Below are 19,049 nucleotides of genomic sequence, written 5' to 3'. Positions count from 1 at the left end.
TAACAGCCTCACAAGGTCTCTTCGGACTCCACGATTTCAGGGTTCAGGAAGTCAGCATCTTCGTCTTCAGGGTGTTCGCGCGCATGTTTGATGGCAAGCGCGCCCTTGATGGTATAGATAACGGCGGTGAGCATAGAGAAGATGACGCCGAGGTACACGAAGAAGATGCCGAGCGGGGCCTCCTGCCCGTTCAGGCCGGGCAGATAGGAGGCATCAGGGAACCAAGAGAAACCGCTCACCATGGGGAGCCCTAGCAGCATGAGCGAAAAACCGGTCATAAGCAGCGCCGTAGCGGCCTTGCCGGTGTACACGACGTCGATGGGACGCTTATGGAAGCGGTGGACGATCAGGTTGCCGCATGCGAGATAGACGTCGCGGCCGATGATGAGGACGCAGACCCAGATGGGCAGCTCGCCACGAGCGACAAGGCCCACAACGCCGGTAAAGAGCAAGGCGCGGTCAACAACGGGGTCCATCATCTTGCCGAGCCAGCTTACTGTCTTGGTCATGCGTGCGATCTGGCCGTCGAGCCAGTCGGTAGAGGCGGCAACGGCATAGATCGCGAGCGCAACGTAGCGGTTAAAGTCCGTTACGAACAGGTAGAGGAACACCGCCGTGAGCACGAGGCGAATCGCGGTGATGAAGTTCGAGATGGTGAAAATCTTGTTAGAGGGATAGTCGGAAGTGCCGATCAACTCCCGCTTGATCTTCTTCTTGAGGCCCACGTCACTCCCCTGCCGTTTGCTCGGTATGTGCTAGAAGCATAATACCCAAGTCGTGGAGCCCTATCCTGAAAAGCACTCCGGTTAACGCCTGATCACCATGTGAGGATAGAGGCGATTCCCCTGGATACGAAAAGGGCACCGATAAACGGTGCCCTTGAAGCTTCTGGTCGGGACGACTGGATTCGAACCAGCGACCCCTTGACCCCCAGTCAAGTGCGCTACCAAGCTGCGCCACGTCCCGAAGCAGGTGCTGTTGTCCTCAACAGCAAAAGATACTTTACTCAAGAGTCTCGCTCGATGCAAGAACTTTTTTAGATGAATCTCAGAAATCGTGAACTCGGCGAAGGATCTCGCGAGCCAGCCGGTCTTTGGTGAGCGTCGGAAGCTCCTCGGTGCCTGCGCTCGTTACCCACCAGGCCTTGTCGGTATCTGAGCCAAATCCAGAGTCGCTTCTCGTGACATCGTTTGCCACGATGGCATCGCAGCCCTTTCGCTCTAGCTTTGCCTGGGCATGTGCCAAGAGGTCATTCGTTTCCGCCGCAAAGCCCACGACGCGACGGCGGCCCTTTATGCGAGAAAGGTCTGCGAGGATGTCTGCGGTTTGGACGAGCTCGATCCGATCGAGAGGCTCGTTGGCCTTTTTGAGCTTGTGGTCAGCCGGGTTTCTCGGGGTATAGTCCGCAACCGCGGCAGAGCAGATTGCGACCGAGGCAGAATCAAAGGCCGCAAGGGCGGCATCGTGCATCTCCTGCGCGGTTTCGACGGCGATGCAGCGCACCCCCTCGGGAGGTTCGAGCGAGGTGGGCCCCAGCACCAGCATGACCTCGGCGCCAAGCTCGTGCGCTGCTCGAGCTAGCGAGATGCCCATCTTTCCTGAGGAGCGGTTGCCGATATACCGGACGGGGTCAATCGGCTCATGGGTGGGGCCGGCCGTAATGAGCACGCGCTCTCCCGCAAGCAGGCCAGCATCCGGGTCGGGACGCAGGGCCTCGAGGGCGGCGTCGGCAATCGTCCCTGGATCGGCGAGCCGGCCCTTGGCGACCTCGCCGCATGCCAGGTAGCCATCTCCCGGCTCCACGACGCGGACGCCGCGGCGACGAAGACAAGACAGGTTCTCTTGGGTGGCGGCTGCCTCCCACATGTGAACGTTCATTGCCGGCGCCACGACGACGGGCGCGGTCGTGGCGAGCAGCGTGGTGGACATGAGGTCGTCGGCGATGCCGTGAGCCATCTTGGCGAGGACGTTCGCCGTCGCGGGTGCCACGAGCACGACGTCGGCCTCCTGCGCGAGCGAGATATGGTGAATGGGGTCCTCGGGATCATCGAAGAGACCCACGGCGACCTTCTCGTGCGTCAGCGACCGGAACGTGGTGGGGCCCACGAACCTTGTGGCATGCTCGGTCATGAGCACCTTCACGCGACAGCCCTGTTTTTGAAGAAGCCGCACGACCTCGCATGCTTTATAGGCAGCGATGCAGCCCGTCACGCATACGAGCACACAGGGTTGTTTGGATGGGGCGCCCATGGCTTAGACTTCCTCAGAGAGAATGAGCATGCGATGGCAATAGGGGCAGTGCGTAATGCCTTCCTCACGCGAAAGGTCCGACAGGGAGGATTCGGTAAGGGTCATGCGGCACAGGGACGGCACCGCTCCGTCAAGGCGCTCGACGGCCAGGCCGTTGAAGCTCTTCAGGCAGCGCTCATACTCTGCTAGGAAGTCTTCGGGAATCCTCGCGCACAGCGCGCTACGGCGACGTTCGGCGTCGTCGATCTCCTGCTGGAGCTTGGACGCCTTGTCCCTGGCGGCCTGGGCGTCAGATTTGATGGCTCGCTCATAACGTTCAAGGTAGTCGGCAGCTTGAGCCTCTTGCTCGGTCGCCTCGGCGAGCCGGCGGGTCAGCTCCTCGCGCGCAAAGGCGATTTTGTCGAGCTCTTTGGCGAGGTCGGAGAGCTCCAGCTCGAGGCGCTGGACCTCATCGTAGTCCGAAGGATCGACGCACCCGCGCTGCGCGTCATCTACCGCCTGGCGGCAGTCTCGCTCGTCCTGATCAAGATCGGCGAGCTCGGTCTGGAGATCCTTGCGACGGCCCATCAAGCGCAGGGCCTCGTCCTTCAATTTGAGGTAGGCCTTGCGTTTGCGGGCGAGCGCTTTGATCTCAGGCATGTCGGCAAGCTCCGCACGGCTGCGGGCAAGGGCTAGGTCAAGCTCCTGCAAGTCGAGCAGGTCGGTTCCAACGCTCATGCGCGTTCTCCTTCGTATGTTGTCCACCATTGACGCGGGCACTCCATTGTAGCTATCGACGAGGGGTCGATGCCCGCCGAAGCCACCGCCTTTGAAAGGATATCCACAAACGGCTGCTCTGAGCGGTCATGCCCCAGAAGCACTACCGAACAGCCCCTCAGCCAGAGGTCTTGGCAGACGTGATAGCCCGCCTCTCCGCATATGACTGCGTCTACATGTGACGACAGCGCGAGCTCTGCGAGGTCCCCAAGGGACCCTCCGAGAACCGCGATGCGACGAACGGATCGCTCAGGCGGGCCCCACACCCTGGGATCGCTAGAAAAGGCGTTCGCTGCGAGACGTGCCACATCGCCGAGCGTGGTGGTCGGGATGACACCCACCGAGCCAAGGCCCGGAAGCGCGGCATCGTCGGGATGCTCGAACGAGCCTTCTGGCGTCGCTCCCAGCAGCGACGCCAGGTGATTGCGCGCCTCGGGGTCACGGTCAAGATTGGTGTGGAGCGAGATGATGGAAACGCCGCGCCGAATCGCCTCAAAGACGGCGGCGCCTGCGGCATTGTGCTCGGTGTCGGGCGCGGGCGTGAAGCTTTTGGGCGCCGAAATGTAGACAGGATGATGCGTTACCAGGACATTGGCCCCGAGATCGGCAGCTCGTCTCACGGCCTCGGCGCTCGCATCGAGCGCTACAAGGACTCCGGTGACCTCGGCATGCGGGTCTCCTGCCGAAAGCCCCACGTGATCCCACGACTCAGCCTGCTCGACGGGATACCGATCAAGTAGATAAGAAAGAAGCGCTTCGATAGTCATAGGTCTCCTATCCCACAAGGTCGAGCAGCGCCGTCGCAAAGGCTTCGAGGTCCTCTTCGCGGACACGATCGTCAAACGATATCCGGAGAGAACCCAAGGCATCGGAGCCGTCCATTCCCATGGCGGTGAGGACATGGCTTGCCGCGGTGCTGCCGCTCGAGCAGGCAGACCCAGCCGAGACCTCGAAGCCAAGGCTGTCGAGCTTGAGGATGAGCGACTCGGATTCCCAGCCTTCCACGAAGATCGAGACGATTCCGGGCAAGCGGTCTCGGTCTAAGATGTCCGGAACGGTGGGGTGGATGCGTCGAGACGCGGCGAGGCGCCTGTACAGCGATGCCGAGAGACCCATGAGCCGGGAATGCTCAGATGAGAGCAGGGAGTGCGCAGCGCGGGCCGCAGCGGCAAAGGCTACGATGGAGCGCAGGTCCTGGGTTCCCGCGCGCCTTCCCGCTTCTTGCCCGCCTCCGAAGGTTCGTGGACGCAGCGGCGTCCTGCCCTTGAGATAGAGCAGGCCTGAACCAACCGGGCCGCCCACCTTGTGTCCCGCGGCAGAGAGCGCATCGACGCCAAGGTCGGCGACATCGAAGGGGATGTGAAGATATCCCTGAATGGCGTCGGTGTGATAGAGGGCGCCCACGCTATGGGCTCGACGCGCAAGCTCGCCTGTCGGCTGCACCACGCCGGTCTCATTGTTTGCGAGCATGATCGAGACGAGGGCCACGTCGCGGTCAAGCGCGTCTGAGAGCGATGAGGGCTCTATGACGCCTTCGCGTGTCGGCTTGAGCGTGGTGACGCTGAACCCCGCCTCTCTTAGCAACGGAAGGTTGTCGAGGATCGCGTCGTGCTCGATTTCCGACGTGATGACGCGCGAGCGCCGGCGATCTCTGGCTCGAGCGCCCTCCGCGATGCCCAAGAGGGCAAGCTGGTCGGATTCGGTGCCGCCGCCGGTGAAGATGACCTCGCTGGGACGAACGTGACTGCCCAAGGTTCTTGCGAGCGTCTTTCGGGCGCCCTCGAGCTCTCGCGCCGCTTCCCGTCCGAGGGTGTGAAGCGAATTTGGGTTGGCGCCCGCGATGGGCGACGCATCATATTCCTGCTGCGCCCGTATCGCTTCGGGCCTCATCGGTGTCGAGGCCGCGTAATCGAGATTGCACAGGTGGGGAGCCGTCGTTAGGCGTTCCATGCTGCAAGCCCCGGGGTTCCAAGCTCGCGAAGGCGAGCTACCTCGCGTGCGGGGTCTGCAGAGCCAAAGACGGCTGATCCCGCAACGATGACGTCGGCTCCTGCGGCGACGACGCGCTCCACGTTGGCGGTCGACACGCCGCCATCCACCTCGATGAGCAGGTCCTTCCCGCGCTCGCGTGCCATGGAGCGCACCTGGGAGATCTTACGAATGGTCCCCTCGATAAAGGACTGGCCGCCAAAGCCCGGATCGACGCTCATGAGCAAGACCATATCGACGTCCTCAAGGATGCTGTCGAGAGCGCAGGCTGGCGTCCCGGGGTTCAAAACGACGCCTGCCTGAGCACCTGCGGCATGGATCTCGGAGACGATGCGATGGGGATGGCGGGCCGCCTCGAGGTGAACCGTCACCATATCTGCTCCCGCGTCGAGATACCACGAGACGCTCTCATCGGGATTGGTGACCATCATGTGGACGTCGAGCGGCACGGTCGAGGCGCGCTTGCATGCCTTGACGGTGTCGACTCCGAAGGTGAGGTTAGGCGTGAAATGGCCATCCATGACATCGATATGGATGAAGTCGGCACCGGAAATCGCCTCAAGATCCCGTCCGAGGTTCAACAGGTCTGCGGAAAGGATGGATGGAGCGACGCGAACGACGGGGGCACTCATGGCGGTTCCTTTCTGTGGAAGGATTATAGGTCGAGCCCGTAGAATTCTTCGGTCGGGATGCGATCGAGCAGGGTTCGCAAAGCCTCTTCGAGCTCGACGCCCTGATAGAGCGACGACTCAAGGGCGAACGTGATGGGCGCGTCGACGCCAAGGGAACGCGCAAGCTGGGCGGTCGAGCGTGCCGCCGCAGCGCCCTCGACAACCATGTGCGTGCGCCTCTGATAGTCTTCAAGGCTCTCGCCGTGGGCAAAGGCGACGCCGAATGAGCGGTTGCGTGAATGCGGGGAGGTGCAGGTGGCGACGAGGTCGCCCATGCCGGCAAGGCCCATACAGGTCATCGGGTCTCCCCCGCGTGCATGCACGATGCGGCTGATTTCTGCGAGACCCCTCGTCATGATGAGGGCGAGCGTATTGTCCCCGTAGCCGGCGCCTGCCGCGACGCCGCAGACGATCGCGATGACGTTCTTTACCGCCGCGCAGGTCTCGATTCCGATCATGTCGCTCGTGACATAGATGCGAAACTCAGGCGAGATGAGCAGGGACCGGAAGAACTCCGCGACATCATGATCCTCTGCTGCGATCACGGCGGCGGAGAGGCTGCCCTTGCAGATTTCCTCGGCATGGTTAGGGCCTGAAAGCGCGGCGACGCGGCCCGGGTTGCCGATTTCCTCGGCGACGACTTCGCTCATCAGCTTGCCGGAGCCCTCCTCGATGCCCTTCGTGAGGCAGAGGACGGGCACGTCGTGCGGGATATAGGGTGCCGCGCCTTTGATGGTGGCGCGCAAAAACGGCGAGGGGACGACCACGATGATGCCGTCCGCGCCACGCAGCGCCTCCTCATACGACGAGGAGGCGGACACGTTGCCAGGGAGGGTGTAGTCGGAAAGATAGAGCGGGTTGACATGGTGCTCGTTGATGCCCTTCGTCGACTCCTCGTCAAACGACCAGACGCATACGCGGTCGGCACGGGCGGCAGCGACGCCCGAGATGGCGGTTCCCCACGATCCCGCGCCGATAACAGTGATGTTCATCGCGCATCCTCCTTCTTGGACGAGAACGAAAGCTTCGACTCATTGCCCTGCATAAGCTTCTTGATGTTCGAGCGGTGGGCCCACACCACAAGCGCGGCCATGAAGGCAAAGACCGCCTTCATGGCAAATGACGAGCCCGGGTAGTACAGCAAGATCCACAGCGGGAGCGATATCGCGGCGGCGATCGAGCCGACCGAGACGTAGCGGGTCGCAATGACGCCGGCGAGGAAGGGAATCCATAGAGATAGCCCCACCGGCCAAATCCAGCCCATGCACACGCCGAAGCCCACAGCGATGCCTTTTCCGCCCTTAAAGTGCAGGTAGGGGCTGAACATGTGTCCCGCGAGGCCGGAAAGCGACACGAGCGAAAGTGCCCAGTCCGCTCCCCTGCCGGGGAAGATCATGAGTGCGGAGGGGTCGCAGAGGCCGCTGAGCACCCAGGAGGATGCGACTACGCACACGAGTCCCTTGAGCACGTCGCACAGCAGCGTGAGCGCACCGACGAGCTTGCCGCCTACACGCAGGGCATTGGTGGTGCCGATGTTGCCCGAACCCGATTTGCGGATGTCCCCCTTGCCCATGAGCTCGCCGATGATGACGCCGAAGGGGATGCCGCAGACAAGAAACGTCACCGCCATGCATGCCGCCGTTGCGAGCGCAAAGGTGGTGAATGCTGGATTGTCTGGAGTCATCTATCGTTCACCCTCTTCCTTCGCCGCCTTGGAGCGGAAGCGGAGGCGCACCGGAGTGCCGGCGAAGTCAAACGTTGCCCGCATGCGGTTTTCAACGTAGCGGCGATAGGAATCGGTGAGCAGGTCGGGGTGATTCACAAAGAAGGTAAAGGTTGGCGGCTTTGTCCCGGTTTGGGTGACATAGTGCATGCGCAGGCGGCGCTTGCCGTCGACGATGGTGTGTCCAAACTCGCGAAGGTCGGTCAGGAACTGGTTGAGCTTCGAGGTGGAGACCTTCGAGGCGCGCTTTTCGGCGGCGTCATCGATGAGGGACCAGATCTTCTCGACCGAGCGCCCCGTGAGGGCGGAGATGCGAAGCACCGGCGCCCAGGTGGCAAAGGTGAGGCGACGGTCGACCGTTTCAAGCACGCGCTCGCGCTCGCGTTCTTCCTTCAGGAGGTCCCATTTGTTGAGCAGGACGACGAGGGCGCAGCCGCGTTCGATGGCGAGGTTTGCAACCTTCTGGTCCTGCTCGGTCACGCCGACGGTCGAATCGACGACGAGCAGGGCGACGTCGGCACGATCGATGGCGCGCAGGCCGCGCACCATCGAGTAGTACTCGATGTTCTCGTAGACGGTGCTTTTCTTTCGAATGCCCGCGGTATCGACCATGCGATAGTGACGCCCGTCACGCTCGACGATGGTGTCGATGGCGTCGCGCGTCGTACCGGCGACGTCGGAGACGATGGAGCGCTCCGAACCGATGACCTTGTTGAACAGCGAGGACTTGCCAGCATTCGGGCGACCGATGATCGCAACGCCGAGCGCGTCGGGAAACTCGTCGACTTCCTCGGTCTCGTCGGGCAGCAGCGCGACGACCTTGTCGAGCAGGTCGCCCGTACCATGGCCGTGATGCGCAGAAATGGGCATGGGGTCGCCAACGCCGAGCGAGTAGAAGTCCCACAGGCGCTCCTGCTCTCGAGCAGGATTGTCGAGCTTGTTCACCAGCAGGAACGTCGGTTTATGCACGCGCTTGAGCAGACGTGCGACGGTTTCGTCCTCCTCGGTCACGCCCGTATGGCCGTCAACGACGAACAGGATGACATCGGCCTCTTCGGCCGCGGCGAGCGCCTGGTCGCGAATGGACGCGGAGAACACGTCTTCACTTTTCAGCGGTTCGATGCCGCCCGTGTCGACGAGGGTGAATTCACGGCCATTCCAGTCGGCGTCGTGATAAGACCGGTCGCGCGTGACGCCTCGACTTTCATGGACGATGGCGTCAGAGGTCTGGGCGATACGATTCACCAAGGTCGACTTGCCCACGTTGGGTCGGCCGACTACGGCTACGATGGGTTTCATGCATCACTCCTTGAAACTATGTCAGCACTCCCGTTCCAGCGCATCCTCGAGAGAACGCAGCAGATCGGAGGGCATCGTTGAGGCGATATGGCACTCGGCGCCGCGCCGGCTGAGCTCGGCGACAAGCCGCATTTGATGATAACCGTCCAGCGTGAGCGCGTCGGCGTTGAACATGACGTCCGGCACAAAGAGCATAACCCCTTGAAGGTCCTCCCCTATCTGCGCCAAGAGGTCCTCGCCGCAGATAAGGCCCGTGACGTCGACGTTCCCGCCAAAGTAATCATTGACGATGCCGCGCACTTCTCCCTGGAGCGGCGACCTCTCGACAAAGCCTGCGACCACGTCGCGCGCGGCCATGCCGGACACCACCACAAGCAGCCTCTTCCGGCGCGACAGCCTCTCTGCCGCCTCGGCAAGACGGTGGCCCTCTCGCTCGACCAGCTCTTTTGTCTCATCAAGATAGGAGCGAACCATGCCGATGCCGTCATAGTACTGGGGGTATCCGTCATAGAGCTCGGCGGCAGGCGGCTCCACCTTCGCGTCCAGATAAAACTCGTCGGCCAGCTGGAACACCGTCCGTCCGCGAGCCGCACGCATGCGTTCCTGGAACGGCGCGACTTGGTCGATGACCGCTCGTGCAGCCAGGGGATCATCCGAAAAGGAAGACGTGAACCGCTCCTGAAAGCGGGTGTAGCCCAAAGGAACGATGCCGAGGCTCGTGATCTGAGGGTGCTCCTCACAAAAGGTAAGGGTCCGAAGCAGCTCTTCCCCGTCGTTGAGCCCGGGACAGAGGACGACCTGTGCGTGGATCTCGATGCCGGCGTCCATAAATGCGCGCAGGACTTCCATGCCGCGGGCGGCGTTCCTTCCCATGAGACGCCGGCGGACCTCGGGCGTGACGGCGTGGAGCGAGACGTTCATGGGGCTCAGGCGATGGTCGATGACGTCAGCCACCTCGGCGTCGCTCATGTTGGTGAGCGTCACGAAGTTGCCCTGCAGGAAGCTGAGGCGGTAATCGTCGTCGCGGATATAGAGCGTGCCCCGCATGTGGCGCGGGAGCATCGTCATAAAGCAGAAGACGCAGGCGTTTACGCAGGTGCGCATGCCATCAAAGACGGCGCCGTCAAACTCGATGCCCCAGTCCTCGCCGGGGAACCGCTCGAGCTCACAAGGGGTGACCGTGTCGTCGCTCGGGTCGAAGACCTCGATCTCTACCGTCTCGTCTCCGGCCTCCCAGAGCCAGACCGTCATGTCGGTCAGCGTGCGGCGGTTGACGGTGAGAACGCGCATGCCGGGCTCGATTCCAGCGTCATAGGCGGGAGAATCCTCTCGGACGGCGACGACGAGCGCTCCGTGCTGGTCGTCAGGATCTTTTGTTCGTCCGTAGTCGGCGCCCGTGCGCGCGTAGGGCGTGTCGCTGCTCATCGTGCATCCAAGAGCATTTGGAGCCGTTCGCAGGCGCGCTTGATATGGGATGACGGCGTGGAGGCTCCGGCGGTGACGCCAATGTGTTCGACGCCTTCGAGCCAAGACGAAAGCATCTCGTCGGAATCTTCGATGTGGTGGGTGTTACGGCAGGCCTCTGTGCAGATTTGGGCGAGCCGACAGGTGTTGGCAGAGTTCTTGCCCCCGATGACGATCATGCAGTCACAGGAGCTCGCGAGCTCGCGAGCCGCCTGCTGACGCTCGCTCGTGGCTTCACAGATGGTGTTCACGACATGAAGCTCTGACACCCGCGGCGCGATCGCGGCAACGACGCGGGACAAGGCGGAGGCGGTCTGCGTGGTCTGGACGACGACCCCGACCCTGCGGGAGAGCTCGACCGACTCGAGTTCCGACGCCTCCTGGACGACGAGGGCCGATCCGCCGGCCGCGCCGAGAATTCCTTCGACCTCAGGATGTCCCGCCTCGCCGACGATGACGAGCTGGAACCCCTCTGAGACGAGGCGACGCGCTGCATGGTGGACTTTTTTGACGTAGGGACAGGTGGCGTCGACGACTGCCAGCCCGCGCTCTCGTGCGCGGTCGACTACGGAAGGCACGACCCCGTGCGTGCGCACGATGACGGTGCCCGAATCCGCTTGCTCGACATCGTCGACGACGCTGACCCCTTCGCGCGCGAGGTCTTGAACCACGAGCGGGTTGTGGATGAGCGGGCCCAGCGTGTTTACGGGGCCCGAGGCGTCTTTTGCAGCCGTGTAGGCCATGTCGAGTGCACGTTCGACGCCATAGCAGGCGCCGGCGTAGCGGGCGACTTCAATGGTGGCCATCGTCATCGCCTCCCCGGATGCTCTGCACGCAGCTCGTCGCGCACGGCGTACATGCGGCGAATGGATTCCTCTTCAAACCATGCGAGCCGCTCGCGTCGTTTGAGTTCTTTGGGGGCGTCGGAAAGCGATACGCGCGAGGCACATCGTATCCAGGTCTTCTTTGGCCTCATGATGTGGGAGCCGACAGGCGTGATGTCGCGAAAGCCACATACCGCCATGGGGGCGATATCCGCTTTGGACATCTGCGCCATGAGGGCGAAGCCTCCGTGGACCTCCACCGGCTGGTCATCGGTGCGGATGCGAGTGCCTTCGGGGAAGATGAGGACGTCTTCACCCCGCTGCAGGGCGTGCTGCGCCCGACGAAGGGACTTCATGTCTGCGGTGCCTCGCTCGACGGGAATGGCGCCCACGCGTGCAAAGAGCCACTCGACGATGCGCACGTCGTTGAACTCGGACTTCATGATGGGGCGCGCGCGGCGCCCGGTCATCCAGATATGAGTGACGATCGCAACGACCTCGGCCATGGAGGTGTGATTGCATATGATCACGGAGCCGGTTCCGTCCGATGAGACGAGCTCGGCGGGATTATCGACGCGCCAGCGCCACATGACCTTGGAAAACGCGAACAGGATCACGATGATCGTGCCGTAAAAGATGCGCAGCGGCAACGGATAGTCGCGCATGGCATTCTCGTAGTAGTCATCTTCCGTTGAGCGGAACAGTCGCATTACGGCCTCCTAGATTCAATAAGGGAGGAGATCATGTCGACCACCTCGTCGATGGAATGCGACGTGGAATCGATCGTAACGGCATCGTCTGCTGCCCGCAGGGGGGCAACGTCGCGAGATGAATCGAGCCTGTCTCGACGAACGAGCGAGTTGAGGGTATCGGTCACCTCTTGGGCGTAGGCCTCCTCGTCGAGCTCCTCCCCATCATGGCGCTGAAGCACGCGACGCCGGGCGCGCTCGAGCGGGTCGGCGGTGAGAAACACCTTTACGTCCGCGTCGGGAAAGACGACCGTGCCGATATCCCTTCCTTCGGCGACGACGTCATGCTCGCGCGCGACGGCGCGCTGGGGAGAAAGCATTGCCTCTCGGACCTGGGGATATGCCGACACCTTGGATACCCCTGCATCGACTTCGGGCGTTCGGATCTCGGACGTGACGTCATCGCTGTCGACCATGACGAGCGTCGGGGACCCTTGCCTGGGGAGGAAGGCAATATGGACTGTCTGCGCAAGATTTGAAACGGCGGCAGCGTCGTCAAGGTCGATGCCGCGGCTCAGTGCGGCAAATGTCACCGCACGGTACATGGCTCCGGTGTCGAGCTTTTCAAACCCGTGTCGACGAGCAATCTCTCGGGCGATAGTCGACTTTCCCGATCCTGCCGGTCCATCAATGGCGACGATCACGTCGGTCCTCCTTTTCTTGCCTGCGCGTGCGAGGCTGCTGATGTTCGTTGCATGGGCGAGCGCACCTGGCATGGCCTGCGCGACCATCCGAGGCGCTGCGAGAAGCGGGGGGTGCGCCTCCGACACGTTCGTCTGACGGCGCCGTTGCGGACTTCAAGCGCCCCACTTCGCCCTCATTGAGCATGCGCCAAGACCCGACGGGGAGGCCTGATAGCTCAAGGGGGCCGAAGCGAGGGCGATGCAGGCGCAAGACAGGATGATGGATGGCCCCTAGCATGCGCTTGACCTGGTTCTTTCGTCCTTCACGGATGATGATCTCGACGCAGCTCGTTGCAGCTGCAGGCTCTTCTCCCCAGATACGGCGTGCCTGCGAGGTCCCGAGCAGCCTGCAGCGCGCAGGTTGGCACGGTCCGTCGTCGAGAACGATTCCCTGGCGAAGCGGTTCCAGCTCGTGGTCGGAGAGCTTTCCGTCGACAATGGCGACGTATGTTTTCTCTACGTGGCCCGAGGGGTGGAGCATCTGGTTGGCGATGTCGCCGTCAGTGGTGAAGAGCAGGAGCCCCGTCGTGTCCTTGTCGAGCCTGCCCACCGGAAATAGCCCGGGATAATCCGACACCGGAACCAGGCTTGCCACGCACGGCCTTCCCTGAGGGTCGCTCATGGTGGTCAGGAAGCCATCAGGCTTGTTGAGCATGATGTAGGTCGCCGAGGCATTGAATGTGACGGGCACGCCGTCCACTTCGACCCGGTCGGTCTCGGGATTCACCTTCGTTCCCAGTTCGGTCGCGACGGCGCCGTTTACCGTTACGCGGCCAGCGGTCATCAGGTCTTCGGATCCGCGCCTGCTTGCCACGCCCGATCGGGCAAGGAACCGTTGCAGTCGCATGGTATAGGGATATGTTTGGCTGGCATCATTCGTCATAGTCTTCATCCGTAGCATTGCCGACGATCATGATGTCGTCTTCATCGGCATCGTAGTCATCTTCCAGAAGGTCGCGTTCCTCTTCAAGATCGTCGTCAGTCTCTTCGAGTGTCGACTGTATGGAGCGACCTGAGAGCCGTTCGCGGATGAATTGGCGTGACTGCTCGTCGGGGGCAAACTGCTCAAGGTCGGGAAGGTCGCGGGTGGAGCGCAGCCCGAACTTTTCGAGGAAGGCGTTCGTGGTGCCATAGAGAATGGCTTGCCCATGTTGGGCATCCCTGCCGAGTTCTCGAACGAGCCCCTTGTCGACGAGCGAAGAGATGACGCCGTCGGAATTGACGCCGCGGACGCCTTTGACCATCTCGCGCGTGACCGGTTGGTGGTATGCGATGACCGCAAGGGTCTCGAGCGCCGCCTGAGACAGCTTCTGGGTATCCCAGGAAAGCACGTATGATTCAACTTGGTCGTGAAAGGCCGGGTGCGTAAACAGCCTCCAGCCGCCGGCCACCTCGCGTAGCTGGAAGCCGCGGTTTGCCTCTCGGTACTCAACCGAGAGCTCGGCAAGAAGCGAAGCGGCCTCACCGGGCGTTATGGAAAGCGCCTGGCCAAGCGCGCTGGCGCTCACCGGATCGCTCGAGACAAGCAGCAGCGCCTCAAGGGCGCCCTTCAACGATGCGGGGTCGAGCCGATCAAGATCTTGCATCGGAATCCTCCTCCGTAAACAGCGCGTCGCCCGGACGATACTCTGGGGCTCCCTCAACGCGAGCGATCTCGATGGTTCCAAACAGCTCGTCTTGCTTCAGGGTGACCGAGCCGCGTTTTGCAAGTTCAAGCATGGCTAAAAAGGTGACGACCACCTGGCTGATGTCAGAGCCCTCGTCGAGAAGGTCGCGGAACGTAAGATGCGGCCGGACAATCGTGAGGCGATCCACGGAGGCGACCGTCAGCTCGAGCGGGACGCGGTGAGGGGCCACGTGCTCAGCTTCCAGCAGAAACGTCTCGCGCCTGCTATCAAGGTCGGCACAGATGACCGCGAGGCCTCGCAGGGTGATTCCTGCAAGGTAGTCGGGCATGAGGTTCAAATACTCCGGATCAGGTCCGGCAACGCGGGGATGCATGCGGCTCTCCGCCTCCATGCGAGCGCCAAGTGCTGCAGCCGCCCCTTTGAACTGTTTATAAGCGATCAGGCGCTGGATGAGCACCTCGCGCATGGCGTCACCGTCAAGGTTGGCGAACTCATCGAGTTCATCGTCGTCGACATCGCGAGGGCTGTCGGTATCGGCAGGCACCAAAGATGCCGCCTTGATATCGAGCAGGGTCGCGGCGACGAGCAGAAAGTCGCTTGCCACGTCAAGGTAGAGCGCTTCGATGCGCTCGACCTCTGCAAGATACTGCTCGGCGACCTCGGAGATGGAGATGGCGCCGATGTCGACTTTCTGTCGAGACACAAGCTGCAGCAGCAGGTCGAAGGGGCCGGAATAGGCCTGGGTGCTCACCCGATACGACATAGCGCCCTCCTTCCCCTGCATCGTGCGCGTCGTGCAACCGTACAGTTTAGCGTATGTGCCCGCAACGGAGCCTACGCCAAAGCGAAATCCAGGAGAAGGTTGGCCAGCGGATAGACCGTGACGTCGAAGTACATGCCCACCAGATCGATGCGCAGCACCATGGGGAAGAGGTAGAGCACGATGATGAGGATGGGCATCGCGTACTGCTGCAGCCGGTAGTAGCCCTGCAGCGCCTGCCCCTTCAAGAACAGCACGAGGACGGACGAGCCGTCGAGAGGAGGAAGCGGAATGAGGTTGAAAAATGCCAAGGAGAGATTAACCACGATCGAGGTTACGCACAGCGATGCCAGCAGGTTGGCAACGGCGAGGCTTATAACCCCTGACGCAGCCGCTGGCGAGAGCGCATGGAGCAGCAGGGCAAACGCTGCAGACAGCACGATGTTTGAAGCGGGGCCGGCGAGCGCCACCAGGACCTCGTCGCGCTTCGGATGCTTGAGGTTGCCAAGGTAGACCGGAACGGGCTTGGCAAAGGCAAAAACCGGGCCTCCTGCAAGGATCATGAGAAGCGGCAATATGACCGTGCCGAAGGGGTCGATGTGATTGAGCGGGTTGAGCGAGACGCGACCGCGCCTGCGCGCCGTAGCATCGCCGAGGGCATAGGCTGCAAGCGCGTGGGCGCTCTCATGGACGACGATGCCGATCACCACGGCGAGCGCGTTGATGATGAGATACTGGATTTGGTTCACAACGCCTCCTAGCGAAGGCTGTGTGCGAGCTTTGCACACAGGTAGTCAAGCAAAAAGAGACAAACCGCGACGATGGTGAAATCGAGGCGGAAGACGCCGCCAAACGGAGATGAGATGACGCCGTAGCCGGCGATCACGCTCGGCATGGCGCGGGACAGCTCGGTTACAAGCCCGACGATGCCCAGGCGTGCGCTCATGCCGGAAAAGCAGAGCACCACGACGAGCGCACACATGAGAATCGCCAGGATGCGAAGCGCAAAGGATAGTAGGGTGAGGGTGACGGCAAGGGCCCTACGCGCGTCCACGCTCGGTCTCCTCTTCAATCGTGGTGGAAAGCTCCAGCCATTCGTCTTCGAGGACCGGGATGCCCTTCTTGAGCTCGTTATATTCGGCGAGCGCCTCGGCAAATCTGTCTTGGTCGGCATAGAGCTCTTCCGAAGCCATGAGTTCCATGAGCTCGTCGTATCGCTTGCGTGCCGTCTCGAGCTTCGCTTCCACCTTCTTAAGGGCGTCGCGAGTCTTTTTGAGCCTGCGGTTGAGCTCTGCCCGCGCCTCCGCCTCAGCTCGACGCTGCTCCTTTGTCTTCTTCCCTTCACGTTGGGAAGGGACCTGAGCAGCAGACGCCGTTCGTGGGCCGGGGTTCGACGGGGATCGTCTGGGGCTCTGCGACGCCGCGGAATCTGCCGCGGCGCGGGCAGCGAGGTCGTCACGCTTGAAGAGATAGTAGTCATAGTCCCCATCGATGACGGTCATCTTGCCGTCACGAATGTCTACCACGCGGTTGGCGACCGCTCGCACCAGGTGTTCGTCATGGCTGATGAGCACGATCGTTCCCGGGAAGCGCTTAAGGGCGTTCTCAAGCATGTCGACCGAATCGATATCGAGATGGTTTGTCGGCTCGTCGAGACAGAGCAGCGCCTCGGGCGAAACGAGCATCTTTGCCAAGGCGAGACGCGCTCGCTCTCCTCCCGAAAGTACACCGACGCGCTTGTCGACGTCCTCACCAGAGAACAGGAAGGCGCCGAGCAGGCTCCTCTGCTGGGGCGTGGTCCAGCTGGGTGCGACCGAATCGATCTCCTGTAGCACGGTGTTCGACTCGTTGAGCCCCTCGAGCTGGTGCTGCGCATAATAGGCGACGCCCACGTTCACGCCAAGGTCGCGAGAGCCGGACGTGGGGGGCTCGATTCCTGCAATCATCTTCATGAGGGTCGACTTGCCGGCTCCGTTAGGACCGACTAGAGCGACGTGGTCGCCTCGGTAGAGCGTAAGGTCTATGTCGCTGTAGATGTGGTGCTCTCCGTAGGACTTTGAGACCTCCTCGAGCTTGACGACCATGTCGCCGGAGCGCGGAGGGTCTGGAAACTTGAAGTCGACATGCTTGTGACCCTCGGGCAAGATCACGAGCTCGCTCTTGATCTGCTCGATGCGGCGCATGCGTTCCTGGGCTTGCGCCGCCTTGGTCGGCTTGTAGCGAAACTTGTCGACAAACACCTGCATATGGGCGATCTCGCGCTCTTGGGCGGCACGCTTGGCGCGCATCTGCTCAAGGTTGTCCTCGCGCTGCTTGAGATAGGAGCTGTAGTTTCCGGTATAGGTGGTCACCCGTCGGTTTTCAATGGCGGCGACGTGGTCGACGCAGGCATCCATAAAGGCTCGGTCGTGTGAAACGATGAGCACGGCGCCCTCGTAGCCAGCAATGAAGCCGCGGAGCCATTGGACACTCTCAAGGTCGAGGTGGTTGGTTGGCTCGTCGAGGAGCAGAAGGTCGGGGTGGCGCAGAAAGAGCTTTGCCAGCGCGATGCGCATCTGCCATCCGCCGGAGAACTCACGGCACGGCTTGTTGAATTCGCTTACCGGAAATCCAAGTCCGGCAAGAATCTGGCGAGCGTTGCTGTCGAGCTCATAGCCGCCCAGGCGTTCAAATCGGTCCTGGACGTGTCCATACTCCTTCATGAGCGATTCAGGGACCTCGCCGCGCTCCCCCGCCTCGGCGATTTGAAGCTGAAGCTCCTCTGCGCGCTCACCCAGGGCTTTGATTTCGACCGCAGAAGCGGTCACCTCGTCGATGACCGCGCGGTCGCTCGCGAGCTTGGTCTCCTGTTCGAGGTACCCGACGTTGACGTCTTTTGCAAAGGTGATAGAGCCGGAATCAGGCGCATCGATGCCCATGATGATTTTAAGCAGCGTGGTCTTGCCGGCACCGTTGGGGCCAACGAGCGCAAAGCGATCGCCAGGATTGACCTGAAACGAAGCTCCGCTGAACAGCGTGCGGGCACCAAAACTCTTTTCGATCTTGTCAACAGAGAGAATCATCGATAACACCTACGGTAGAAAGAAACCCGGTCAAGCCGGGCTGCGAGAAACCAAAACTACAAGCATACAAACGACGCTGCGATATAGCTTAACCGAGGCGTCTGGCTTCCTCAACCGTCGCTCCGATGCCCCATATTCTGCGTACGGGAGCAGAAGCTCGCTAATGGGAGCAGAGACTCTACTTACGGGAGCTGGGCTGCACTTCTGGCGGTTCGCGTCGTAGACGGTACGGGCAGTCCTGCACCCCCGTTTTGTGCTTGGGTCCCGCATCGCATCTCGTCCTGCGCACCGCTCCTCAGCTTGTCCACGTTGACTTCTCTTGCAAAATGGACGCCTCTCGAGGACTTATGTTGCAGAATGGCCGTTAAGACCGAGTTTTCGGGCCCTTAGCGGCCATTCTGCATAAGAAGTTCGTCTTGTGCGGCCAAACTGCAATAAAAGATCAGCAGCCAAATGTCCATGAGCTCATATTTGACGGCGCTTTGATGGCGTATTCGATGGCGCAAGAAAAAGGTCGGAAGCATTAAGCCTCCGACCTGCTGTTTTCTGGTGGGCGTTACAAGATTTGAACTTGTGACCCCATCCGTGTGAAGGATGTGCTCTACCCCTGAGCCAAACGCCCTTGTGCTTTTCAGCAAGGAGTATCTTACCATGGACCATGATCGATGCCAACAACTTTTTGAGAAACATTTTTGCAGCAGTTATGATGCCCGTCGAAGTTTTTCAAAAAAGTTCTTGCGACAAACGCAGAAGTTCCGTATAGTATCCCTCGTTGCTTGGGGGCGTAGCTCAGCTGGGAGAGCGCTTGACTGGCAGTCAAGAGGTCAGGGGTTCGATTCCCCTCGTCTCCACCATTGAACACACAGACCTCGCTTCGGCGGGGTCTTTTCTTATTTGGAGCTATCCACAGCAGGTTCTCTTGGATATCTCGATATTCATAAACTTTTGCTTGCAATCAACGCAAACTTTGCCTATAGTAATTCCCGCACCGCTTGGGGGCGTAGCTCAGCTGGGAGAGCGCTTGACTGGCAGTCAAGAGGTCAGGGGTTCGATCCCCCTCGTCTCCACCATCGTAGGTATACAGCCTCTGGTTTCCAGAGGCTGTTTTCTTACCGGGCTCTTGGCGCAACGGTTAGCGCAGGGGACTCATAATCCCTGGGTTGAGGGTTCGAATCCCCCAGGGCCCACCAT

Annotated in this window: 19 protein-coding genes and 5 tRNA genes; 3 read left to right on the top strand and 21 right to left on the bottom strand. The window is 61.4% G+C overall.

The window, feature by feature from the left end:
• Positions 1 to 8 precede the first annotated feature (8 nt).
• The 21 genes from H6A15_RS01165 to H6A15_RS01065 all read right to left on the bottom strand — a co-directional run bounded on the left by H6A15_RS01165 (position 9) and on the right by H6A15_RS01065 (position 18,480).
• Positions 9 to 725, bottom strand: a complete 717-nt coding sequence (locus H6A15_RS01165; protein ID WP_204671576.1) for a CDP-alcohol phosphatidyltransferase family protein — start codon at positions 723 to 725, stop codon at positions 9 to 11.
• Between the two features lie 164 nt (positions 726 to 889).
• Positions 890 to 966, bottom strand: a tRNA-Pro gene (locus H6A15_RS01160).
• Positions 967 to 1,047: 81 nt separating this feature from the next.
• The gene (gene coaBC / locus H6A15_RS01155; protein WP_204671574.1) at positions 1,048 to 2,250 is read right to left on the bottom strand and encodes a bifunctional phosphopantothenoylcysteine decarboxylase/phosphopantothenate--cysteine ligase CoaBC; all 1,203 of its coding nucleotides are present in this window, start codon (positions 2,248 to 2,250) and stop codon (positions 1,048 to 1,050) included.
• 3 nt (positions 2,251 to 2,253) lie between these two features.
• Complete coding sequence (locus tag H6A15_RS01150) at positions 2,254 to 2,967, bottom strand: zinc ribbon domain-containing protein (RefSeq protein WP_204671564.1); 714 nt, start codon at positions 2,965 to 2,967, stop codon at positions 2,254 to 2,256.
• Positions 2,964 to 3,773, bottom strand: coding sequence for a Nif3-like dinuclear metal center hexameric protein (locus tag H6A15_RS01145; RefSeq protein WP_204671562.1), 810 nt, complete (start codon positions 3,771 to 3,773; stop codon positions 2,964 to 2,966). The genes H6A15_RS01150 and H6A15_RS01145 overlap by 4 nt, the downstream gene beginning before the upstream one ends.
• Before the next feature lie 7 nt (positions 3,774 to 3,780).
• Positions 3,781 to 4,956 (bottom strand): cysteine desulfurase family protein, encoded by a 1,176-nt coding sequence (locus tag H6A15_RS01140; protein WP_204671560.1) that lies wholly within the window; start codon positions 4,954 to 4,956, stop codon positions 3,781 to 3,783.
• The gene (gene rpe / locus H6A15_RS01135; RefSeq protein ID WP_204671558.1) at positions 4,944 to 5,627 is read right to left on the bottom strand and encodes a ribulose-phosphate 3-epimerase; all 684 of its coding nucleotides are present in this window, start codon (positions 5,625 to 5,627) and stop codon (positions 4,944 to 4,946) included. Before rpe ends, H6A15_RS01140 begins: the two co-directional genes overlap by 13 nt.
• 23 nt (positions 5,628 to 5,650) lie before the next feature.
• Entirely contained in the window at positions 5,651 to 6,658 is a 1,008-nt protein-coding gene (locus H6A15_RS01130; protein WP_204671556.1) for an NAD(P)H-dependent glycerol-3-phosphate dehydrogenase, read from the bottom strand.
• Positions 6,655 to 7,350, bottom strand: coding sequence for a glycerol-3-phosphate 1-O-acyltransferase PlsY (gene plsY / locus H6A15_RS01125; RefSeq protein WP_204671554.1), 696 nt, complete (start codon positions 7,348 to 7,350; stop codon positions 6,655 to 6,657). The genes H6A15_RS01130 and plsY overlap by 4 nt, the downstream gene beginning before the upstream one ends.
• Positions 7,351 to 8,688, bottom strand: a complete 1,338-nt coding sequence (der, locus tag H6A15_RS01120; RefSeq protein ID WP_204671547.1) for a ribosome biogenesis GTPase Der — start codon at positions 8,686 to 8,688, stop codon at positions 7,351 to 7,353.
• A gap of 21 nt (positions 8,689 to 8,709) precedes the next feature.
• On the bottom strand, positions 8,710 to 10,113 hold the full coding sequence (locus H6A15_RS01115; RefSeq protein ID WP_204671545.1) for a DUF512 domain-containing protein: 1,404 nt from the start codon (positions 10,111 to 10,113) through the stop codon (positions 8,710 to 8,712).
• Positions 10,110 to 10,964 (bottom strand): 4-hydroxy-3-methylbut-2-enyl diphosphate reductase, encoded by an 855-nt coding sequence (locus H6A15_RS01110; RefSeq protein WP_204671543.1) that lies wholly within the window; start codon positions 10,962 to 10,964, stop codon positions 10,110 to 10,112. The genes H6A15_RS01115 and H6A15_RS01110 overlap by 4 nt, the downstream gene beginning before the upstream one ends.
• Positions 10,961 to 11,686, bottom strand: a complete 726-nt coding sequence (locus tag H6A15_RS01105) for a lysophospholipid acyltransferase family protein (RefSeq protein WP_204671535.1) — start codon at positions 11,684 to 11,686, stop codon at positions 10,961 to 10,963. Before H6A15_RS01105 ends, H6A15_RS01110 begins: the two co-directional genes overlap by 4 nt.
• Positions 11,686 to 12,369, bottom strand: coding sequence for a (d)CMP kinase (cmk, locus tag H6A15_RS01100; RefSeq protein WP_204671533.1), 684 nt, complete (start codon positions 12,367 to 12,369; stop codon positions 11,686 to 11,688). The genes H6A15_RS01105 and cmk overlap by 1 nt, the downstream gene beginning before the upstream one ends.
• The gene (locus H6A15_RS01095) at positions 12,353 to 13,255 is read right to left on the bottom strand and encodes a pseudouridine synthase (RefSeq protein ID WP_204671531.1); all 903 of its coding nucleotides are present in this window, start codon (positions 13,253 to 13,255) and stop codon (positions 12,353 to 12,355) included. Before H6A15_RS01095 ends, cmk begins: the two co-directional genes overlap by 17 nt.
• Positions 13,256 to 13,280: 25 nt before the next feature.
• Positions 13,281 to 13,994 carry an SMC-Scp complex subunit ScpB gene (gene scpB, locus H6A15_RS01090; RefSeq protein ID WP_204671529.1) on the bottom strand — a complete coding sequence of 238 codons (714 nt, stop codon included), beginning with the start codon at positions 13,992 to 13,994 and terminating at the stop codon, positions 13,281 to 13,283.
• Entirely contained in the window at positions 13,981 to 14,799 is an 819-nt protein-coding gene (locus H6A15_RS01085) for a segregation and condensation protein A (protein ID WP_204671521.1), read from the bottom strand. The genes scpB and H6A15_RS01085 overlap by 14 nt, the downstream gene beginning before the upstream one ends.
• Positions 14,800 to 14,870: 71 nt before the next feature.
• Positions 14,871 to 15,545, bottom strand: coding sequence for a site-2 protease family protein (locus tag H6A15_RS01080; protein WP_204671513.1), 675 nt, complete (start codon positions 15,543 to 15,545; stop codon positions 14,871 to 14,873).
• A gap of 8 nt (positions 15,546 to 15,553) precedes the next feature.
• Complete coding sequence (locus H6A15_RS01075) at positions 15,554 to 15,850, bottom strand: hypothetical protein (RefSeq protein WP_204671511.1); 297 nt, start codon at positions 15,848 to 15,850, stop codon at positions 15,554 to 15,556.
• Entirely contained in the window at positions 15,837 to 17,858 is a 2,022-nt protein-coding gene (locus H6A15_RS01070; protein WP_204671509.1) for an ABC-F family ATP-binding cassette domain-containing protein, read from the bottom strand. Before H6A15_RS01070 ends, H6A15_RS01075 begins: the two co-directional genes overlap by 14 nt.
• A gap of 547 nt (positions 17,859 to 18,405) precedes the next feature.
• Positions 18,406 to 18,480, bottom strand: a tRNA-Val gene (locus H6A15_RS01065).
• A 156-nt stretch (positions 18,481 to 18,636) separates the two neighbouring features.
• On the opposite strand from H6A15_RS01065, the gene H6A15_RS01060 reads away from it, so the two are divergent.
• The 3 genes from H6A15_RS01060 to H6A15_RS01050 all read left to right on the top strand — a co-directional run bounded on the left by H6A15_RS01060 (position 18,637) and on the right by H6A15_RS01050 (position 19,048).
• Positions 18,637 to 18,712: transfer RNA gene (locus H6A15_RS01060), tRNA-Ala, on the top strand.
• A 140-nt stretch (positions 18,713 to 18,852) separates the two neighbouring features.
• Positions 18,853 to 18,928, top strand: a tRNA-Ala gene (locus H6A15_RS01055).
• 44 nt (positions 18,929 to 18,972) lie between these two features.
• A tRNA-Ile gene (locus H6A15_RS01050) sits at positions 18,973 to 19,048 on the top strand.
• The last annotated feature ends 1 nt before the right edge of the window (position 19,049 follow it).

The sequence above is a fragment of the Enorma phocaeensis genome (genome assembly GCF_016901575.1).
Lineage (GTDB): Bacteria > Actinomycetota > Coriobacteriia > Coriobacteriales > Coriobacteriaceae > Limicola > Limicola phocaeensis_A.
Note: the sequence above shows the minus strand (reverse complement) of the source record. Positions and strands in the feature narration are given on the sequence as shown.

What these genes read in the sequence shown, in the direction of transcription:
- coaBC (WP_204671574.1), bottom strand. Translation starts at nt 2,250, where the DNA reads ATGGGCGCCCCATCCAAACAACCCTGTGTGCTCGTATGCGTGACGGGC.
- H6A15_RS01150 (WP_204671564.1), bottom strand. Translation starts at nt 2,967, where the DNA reads ATGAGCGTTGGAACCGACCTGCTCGACTTGCAGGAGCTTGACCTAGCC.
- H6A15_RS01145 (WP_204671562.1), bottom strand. Translation starts at nt 3,773, where the DNA reads ATGACTATCGAAGCGCTTCTTTCTTATCTACTTGATCGGTATCCCGTC.
- H6A15_RS01140 (WP_204671560.1), bottom strand. Translation starts at nt 4,956, where the DNA reads ATGGAACGCCTAACGACGGCTCCCCACCTGTGCAATCTCGATTACGCG.
- rpe (WP_204671558.1), bottom strand. Translation starts at nt 5,627, where the DNA reads ATGAGTGCCCCCGTCGTTCGCGTCGCTCCATCCATCCTTTCCGCAGAC.
- H6A15_RS01130 (WP_204671556.1), bottom strand. Translation starts at nt 6,658, where the DNA reads ATGAACATCACTGTTATCGGCGCGGGATCGTGGGGAACCGCCATCTCG.
- plsY (WP_204671554.1), bottom strand. Translation starts at nt 7,350, where the DNA reads ATGACTCCAGACAATCCAGCATTCACCACCTTTGCGCTCGCAACGGCG.
- der (WP_204671547.1), bottom strand. Translation starts at nt 8,688, where the DNA reads ATGAAACCCATCGTAGCCGTAGTCGGCCGACCCAACGTGGGCAAGTCG.
- H6A15_RS01115 (WP_204671545.1), bottom strand. Translation starts at nt 10,113, where the DNA reads ATGAGCAGCGACACGCCCTACGCGCGCACGGGCGCCGACTACGGACGA.
- H6A15_RS01110 (WP_204671543.1), bottom strand. Translation starts at nt 10,964, where the DNA reads ATGACGATGGCCACCATTGAAGTCGCCCGCTACGCCGGCGCCTGCTAT.
- H6A15_RS01105 (WP_204671535.1), bottom strand. Translation starts at nt 11,686, where the DNA reads ATGCGACTGTTCCGCTCAACGGAAGATGACTACTACGAGAATGCCATG.
- H6A15_RS01095 (WP_204671531.1), bottom strand. Translation starts at nt 13,255, where the DNA reads ATGCGACTGCAACGGTTCCTTGCCCGATCGGGCGTGGCAAGCAGGCGC.
- scpB (WP_204671529.1), bottom strand. Translation starts at nt 13,994, where the DNA reads ATGCAAGATCTTGATCGGCTCGACCCCGCATCGTTGAAGGGCGCCCTT.
- H6A15_RS01085 (WP_204671521.1), bottom strand. Translation starts at nt 14,799, where the DNA reads ATGTCGTATCGGGTGAGCACCCAGGCCTATTCCGGCCCCTTCGACCTG.
- H6A15_RS01070 (WP_204671509.1), bottom strand. Translation starts at nt 17,858, where the DNA reads ATGATTCTCTCTGTTGACAAGATCGAAAAGAGTTTTGGTGCCCGCACG.